Genomic DNA, 5,970 nt, shown 5'->3' on the forward strand with positions numbered 1-5,970 from the left:
ACCGGGTCGATACAATCAGCCCATGACCCTCGCCCCCGCTGACCTGCCCGCCTCGCTGCAGCCTCTTGTCGACCGCGCCCTGGCGCGTCTGGCCCAGGTCCTGCCCGAGCCCATCCCGGCCGACCTGCTGCCGTTGCTGACCCGCCTGGCGGTGACCAGTGACTTCGCGCTGGACACCCTGGTGCGCCAGCCGGGCCTGCTGGCACAGCTGGCCGCGCCCGGCTGCCCGCCGATCCCGGCGCCGGTGCTCGATCCGCTGCAGCCCAGCGACTGGCCGGCGCAGCTGCGGCGCTGGCGCACGGCGATGTCCACGCGGCTGATCTGGCGCGACCTGACCGGTCTGGACGACGTGGCGCAGACCCTGGCCGGCGCCACCGCCTTGGCCGAGGACTGCCTGCGGCTGGCACTGGATGCCCTGCAGCAGGAATTCGCCCAGCGCCATGGCGTCATCGCCGATGAACAGGGTGCGCCGCAGCAGCTGGTCGTGTTCGGCCTCGGCAAGCTCGGCGGTGGCGAGCTCAACTTCAGTTCCGATGTAGACCTGGTCTACGCCTATCCGCAGGGCGGCGAATCCGACGGGCCGCGCCCGTTGGCGGCGGAAGAATATTTCGCCCGCCTCGGCCAGCGCCTGGCCAAGCTGCTGGACGAAACCACGGTCGATGGCTTCAGCCACCGCGTCGACCTGCGCCTGCGCCCGTTCGGCAGCGCCGGCCGCGTTGCGCTGTCGTTCGCGGCGATGGACCAGTACTTCCAGCGCGAAGGCCGCGACTGGGAACGCTATGCGTGGCTGAAGGCGCGCGCGGTGGCTGGTGACATCGAGGCCGGTGAGGCGTGGCTGCAGACCCTGCGCCCGTTCGTGTACCGCCGCTACCTGGATTTCACCGCGCTCGATGGCCTGCGCGAAATGAAGGCGGCGATCACCGCCGAAGTCGCGCGCCGTGAACTGCATGAAGACATCAAGCGCGGCGCTGGTGGCATCCGCGAAATCGAATTCCTGTGCCAGGCACTGCAGCTGATCCGCGGTGGGCGCGAACCGGCGCTGCGCGAGCGTCGCCTGCTGGTGGCGCTGGACGCGCTGGTGGCTGCCGGGCAGATCGCGCCCGAGGACGGCAGCGCGCTGCGCGAGGCCTACCTGTTCCTGCGCCGCCTGGAAAACCGCCTGCAGATGCTGCGTGATGCGCAGACGCATGTGCTGCCCAGCGATGCGCTGGACCGCGAGCGCATTGCCGTCGGCCTGGGCTATCTGGACTGGGACGTGCTGCGCGCAGCACTGGCCGTGCAGCAGCAGCGGGTCAGTACCGAATTCGCCGCGCTGCTGGCGCCGCGCAAGGGCCAGGCCGCGCCCGACGCACTGGCCAACTACTGGCGCAGCCTGCCCGAGGGCAGCAACGCACCACTGCTGGCCGAAGCCGGTTTCCTCGATGCCAATGGCGCCGACCAGTCATTGCGTGATTTCGCCCAAGGCACGGGCGTGAAGTCGTTGTCTGATGCCGCGCGTGCGCGTCTGGATCGCGTGCTGCCTGCGCTGCTGCATGCGGCCACGCGTTCACCGCAGCCGGATGCCGCGCTCAAGCGCGTGCTCGGCCTGCTGCAGGCGGTACTGCGCCGGACCAGCTATCTCGCGCTGCTGGACGAACAACCGAGTGCGCTGGCGCGGCTGGTCGATGTGCTGGCGCGCAGCGCGCTGCTGGCCGAGCGCCTGGCGGCGTATCCGCTGCTGTTGGACGAACTGCTGGACGTACGCGTGTCCGGCCCGATGCCCGACTTCGCCGGCATGCTGACCGAATGCCAGCAGGTATTGCCGGTGGAAGATCCCGAGTCGCAGCTGCGCTGGCTCAACGAGACGCGGCTGGCACTCAGCTTCCGCATGGCGATGGCCACGCTGGACGGCCGCCAGGGCGCGGTGGACAGCACCCGGCAACTGGCCGAACTGGCGCAGGCGGTGGTGGTCACCGTACTGGCGATGGCTGAGGCGGACATGCGCGCTGCGCACGGCGAGATTCCCGGTGGACGCTTCGCGATCATCGGCTATGGCAGCCTGGGAGGTCTTGAGCTGGGTTTCGGTTCCGATCTGGACCTTGTGTTCCTGCACGACAACCCGGCCGGTGTGGACGCCAGTGATGGCGCGCGCCCGCTGGAGCCGGGGCGCTGGTACGCGCGCCTGGCACAGAAGGTGATGGCACTGCTCGCTGCGGTCACCGCTGCCGGGCGCCTGTACGACATTGACGTGCGCCTGCGCCCGGATGGCGGCAAGGGTTCGCTGGTGTCTTCGCTGGCCAGTTACACCGAGTACCAGCGCGAACGTGCATGGACCTGGGAGCACCAGGCCCTGGTGCGCGCACGCGGCGTGGCCGGTGACGCCAGCCTGCTGGCCGACTTCGATCAGGTGCGTGCACAGACGCTGGGGCGTGAACGCGATCCGGCCACGCTGTATGCCGATGTGCTGAAGATGCGCGGCCGCATGCGTACCGAACTGGACCGCAGCGACGCCGCGCGGTTGGACCTGAAGCAGGGCGCCGGTGGCGTAGTGGACCTGGAATTCCTGCTGCAGACCGGCGTGCTGGCGCGCAGTGCGCAGCATGCGGCGCTGTTGCAGCCGCGCGATACGCCGTCGTTGATCGATGCGTTGGCGGTTGCCGGTTTCCTGCCGGAAGACACCGCGCAGGCGCTGCATGGAGCGCATGCCACGTTGCTGGACGTGGGCCTGGCCTGCACGCTGGACCGGCGCCCGCGATTGGCACCGACCACGCCCGCGATTGAAGAGGCGTGTGCGGCGATTACGGCAGCGTGCAGAGCGGCAGCGTTGCCGTTCGCCTGAGCGGCAGCGATGGTTGGGCAATGGCCTGCTTCTGGTGGGTGCCAACCTTGGTTGGCACAGGCCATCAGCACTCATGACCCCGGCAACATCGTGCCAACCAAGGTTGGCACCTACCAGAGCTATGGCCTGGCGATGACCTGCTGTTGGTGGGTGCCAACCTTGGTTGGCACAATCCATCAGCGTTCATGACCCCGGCAACAGCGTGCCAACCAAGGTTGGCACCTACCAGAGCATGTGCAGTCAGCTGGTCGCGCGCAGCGGCGCCATCTTCCACAACAACGCGCGGAACGGGGCCAGCAGGCACACGCCGATCGCCAGCTTCACCGCCAGGTCGCCTGCCGCCCAGCTCACCCACGGCAGCGCCGAACCGGCAAACGCGATCGACCAGAAAATGGTGGTATCCACCGTCGCGCTGCAGGTAGTGGCCACCATCGGCGCGCGCCACCAGCTGCCACGGCGCAGGCGGTCGAACACGGTGATGTCCAGCAGCTGGGCCACGATGAAGGCCGAGCACGAGGCAATGGCGATGCGCGGCGTGGCTACCCAGATCGACAGCAGCACCGCCACCAAGAAGCCGATCCACGCCACGCGGCGCGCCGGGCCCGGGCCGAAGCGGCGGTTGATGAGGTTGCTGACCAGGAACGCGACCGGATAGCTGAAGGCACCCCAGGTCAGCCAATCGTTGATCGGGTACTGCACCAGTACGTTGGACAGCAGCACCACCGCGCCCATCGCCAGCACCGCCAGCACCAGGGCACGGGCGGTCAGCGGGGCGAACACAGGGGCAGGGCGCACGGACATGGCGAGCCAGGGGGACAAAGGGGATCGCCCATTATCCGCCCGGCCCGCGGCAAAGCCAAAACCACTCGTTCAGCTTTACAGCGATTCGCTCATCACGTCGCCGGCGGCGTAGGCGGTCGGCACATAGGCCAACGTCTGGCCCTGGGCGCCCTTTACGTTCCAGCCGGCACCGGCCGGGGTCGGCTCGAAGCGCACCTGCTGGCCGACCACGAACGCAGCCGTCGGATCTTCATCCTTCGGTGTTACCGGCCAGTGCAGGGTGGCGGTCTGGTCGGCCTTGTCCGGCACCTGCAGCTGCACCTGGCGCTCGCCCGCCTGCGTGGTCTCCACCTTCTTCACTTCCATCGGTGGCAGTGGCACGGCCTTGGTGCGCGCGGCCCGGCCGTTGCGCTCGCTGGCCTTGAACGGCGCTTTGGACAGTTCGGACAGGCCCATCGAGGCCGCCAGTGGCAACGACAGCACCACGAACGACGTCACGATCACGCTGGCTTGGCTGCTGTTCAACTGCGGCGCTGCGCCGGCATGGACGGTGGGCACCACCAGTGCCGAAAGCAGCAGGGCAGTGGCGGGAACGCGCAGGCAACGGAACATGGAGACCTCCTGGTCAGGATGGGGACGGCGGCTCAGCGCCGGGTATCGAAGATGTCGCGCGGGCCGGTGGCCTCGGGCAGGTATTCCAGCGGGCGACCCTGGTTGTCCTTCAGCTGCCAGCCCTGATCGTTGCCGGTCGGCTCGAAGTTCACGGTCTGGCCCACGCTGAACTGCACGGCGGGATCGCCAACGCCGCGCGGGTACTGCATCGAGGCGGTGTTCTGCGGGTTGTTGGCATCACGCAGCAGCACTTCGCGGCGGCCGTCGACGGTGGTGGCGATAGCGCTCACCTCCATCTGCGGCAGCTTGATCTGCTGCTGACGGGCCAACGGGCGACCCGCATCGGCCGCATCCTGCGCTTCCTGCGCTGCAGCCGCACGTGCCGAGGTGACCATCTGCGTGGACATTTCGAGGCTTGGCCCCTGCGGACCCGGGTCATGGATGATCACGATGCGGCGTTCGGCATGGGCGGCATTCGCGGCGAACAGGCTGGCGACGAACACCATCGACATCAGGGAAGGCAGTAGCGGACGCATGTCGTTCTCCTCGCGGGATTCCGGGCGTGGCGGCGGCAGCGCCGGCCACCGGCACATGGGGGATCACCAGTTCCTGCTGCAGCTGGCTGCGCTGGTGCAGGAAGTCGAACACCGATTCCACCGTCACCACCGAATAGTTGCCGGAGATGCGTTCGCCGGCCGGATGGTCGGTGGTGGTGGCATTGGCTACGAACAGGCGCGCACCCACGCGCTTGCCGAGGCCGATATGCAGCACGCTGGGCTGGTACTTCTGCTGGCGCAGCCACTGCTGCGCCTGTTCGCGCTTGACGATGGCCGGCGCGCCTTCGGTCTGCGCCATCGCCGCGGCCAATACTTCCAGCACCCACTGGTTGGAGTTCTGGTAGTCGGTTGCGAACGGGTAGGCAACCACGTTGTACCTGGTTTCGTGCAGCGCCCTGGGCTGGATCGAGGGTGACACCAGCATCGCCCGCAGTGCCGCACGCAACGGTGCCGACGGCACGCCGATGCGCAGGTCGGTATGACCACCGCTCTCGCCGACGAAGTTGCCCAGCCCTTCGTGGAACAGTTGCGAGCTGTCGGTCTTGCAGCGGTTGAGCAGGTGCATCGCGCGCCAGCGGCCGTCGTCCTCGCGCAGCAGGAACGCCAGGTGGCTGTGGCGCAGGCCGTAGCGGCTCAGGTCCTGGCCACCGCGCGCGGCGACCACCACGTCCACATCGGGCAGCGCGTCCAGGCGCTCGGCGGTGGTCCAGGCCACGTCCAGCATCGCCGCCTGCGCGGCCACGCTCGGGTAGCGCTCGCGGCATTCGGTGCTGTTGGCCCAGGCCGGTGCAGTCGCCAACAGGCTGGCGATCAGCAGCACGGCGCGGGGCAGGCGGGAAAAACGATCCATGTCGGTACCTTCAGCGGCGGGCAGGCCCGCGCGCCGATCATACGCTGCTCAGCGCAGTGGGCGGTCCAGGCCCTTGCGCTGGAGTTCCTTGTCGCAGGCGTCGCTGATCGGGGCCACCGGCAGCGGCGGGCGCTGACCAGTCTTCGGATCGCGCAGCGCCGGCTGTTCGCGGTACGCGTCCAGCTGCTGCTGGCATTGATACGAGATCGGATCCAGCTCGGTGGGCGTGGTGGAGCAGGCGGCGAGCAGGGCCAGGGGCAGCAGGAGCAGGGTGCGCATGAAGACGTTCAGCGTGATGGGGGACGCTGGACTCTAACCGCACAGTCGGATCGAAATGTTCAGAAAACGCTGCG

Annotated in this window: 5 protein-coding genes and 1 pseudogene; 1 reads left to right on the top strand and 5 read right to left on the bottom strand. The window is 68.5% G+C overall.

The features are described from left to right. Positions 1 to 22 precede the first annotated feature (22 nt). On the top strand, positions 23 to 2,818 hold the full coding sequence (gene glnE / locus N5J73_RS23890; RefSeq protein ID WP_049449370.1) for a bifunctional [glutamate--ammonia ligase]-adenylyl-L-tyrosine phosphorylase/[glutamate--ammonia-ligase] adenylyltransferase: 2,796 nt from the start codon (positions 23 to 25) through the stop codon (positions 2,816 to 2,818). Between the two features lie 240 nt (positions 2,819 to 3,058). Here glnE and N5J73_RS23895 read toward each other — a convergent pair whose 3' ends face one another. From N5J73_RS23895 to N5J73_RS23915, 5 genes and pseudogenes are all read right to left on the bottom strand, one after another. After that, positions 3,059 to 3,619, bottom strand: coding sequence for a queuosine precursor transporter (locus N5J73_RS23895; RefSeq protein WP_049449368.1), 561 nt, complete (start codon positions 3,617 to 3,619; stop codon positions 3,059 to 3,061). Positions 3,620 to 3,694: 75 nt separating this feature from the next. After that, on the bottom strand, positions 3,695 to 4,210 hold the full coding sequence (locus N5J73_RS23900) for a hypothetical protein (RefSeq protein ID WP_049449366.1): 516 nt from the start codon (positions 4,208 to 4,210) through the stop codon (positions 3,695 to 3,697). Positions 4,211 to 4,242: 32 nt separating this feature from the next. Then, positions 4,243 to 4,746: a hypothetical protein gene (locus N5J73_RS23905; RefSeq protein WP_049449454.1), complete on the bottom strand. Its 504-nt coding sequence runs from the start codon at positions 4,744 to 4,746 to the stop codon at positions 4,243 to 4,245. Between the two features lie 22 nt (positions 4,747 to 4,768). Continuing rightward, positions 4,769 to 5,617: pseudogene (locus tag N5J73_RS23910) on the bottom strand (DUF2145 domain-containing protein); the annotation flags it as partial. A gap of 48 nt (positions 5,618 to 5,665) precedes the next feature. After that, complete coding sequence (locus tag N5J73_RS23915) at positions 5,666 to 5,896, bottom strand: hypothetical protein (RefSeq protein ID WP_005407834.1); 231 nt, start codon at positions 5,894 to 5,896, stop codon at positions 5,666 to 5,668. Positions 5,897 to 5,970 lie beyond the last annotated feature (74 nt).

Source organism: Stenotrophomonas sp. GD03654 (genome assembly GCF_029845105.1).
Taxonomy (GTDB): Bacteria; Pseudomonadota; Gammaproteobacteria; order Xanthomonadales; family Xanthomonadaceae; genus Stenotrophomonas; species Stenotrophomonas africana.

Coding starts and splice junctions, on each gene's coding strand:
- N5J73_RS23905 (WP_049449454.1), bottom strand. CDS start 4,746: ATGCGTCCGCTACTGCCTTCCCTGATGTCGATGGTGTTCGTCGCCAGC.
- N5J73_RS23900 (WP_049449366.1), bottom strand. CDS start 4,210: ATGTTCCGTTGCCTGCGCGTTCCCGCCACTGCCCTGCTGCTTTCGGCA.
- N5J73_RS23915 (WP_005407834.1), bottom strand. CDS start 5,896: ATGCGCACCCTGCTCCTGCTGCCCCTGGCCCTGCTCGCCGCCTGCTCC.
- glnE (WP_049449370.1), top strand. CDS start 23: ATGACCCTCGCCCCCGCTGACCTGCCCGCCTCGCTGCAGCCTCTTGTC.
- N5J73_RS23895 (WP_049449368.1), bottom strand. CDS start 3,619: ATGTCCGTGCGCCCTGCCCCTGTGTTCGCCCCGCTGACCGCCCGTGCC.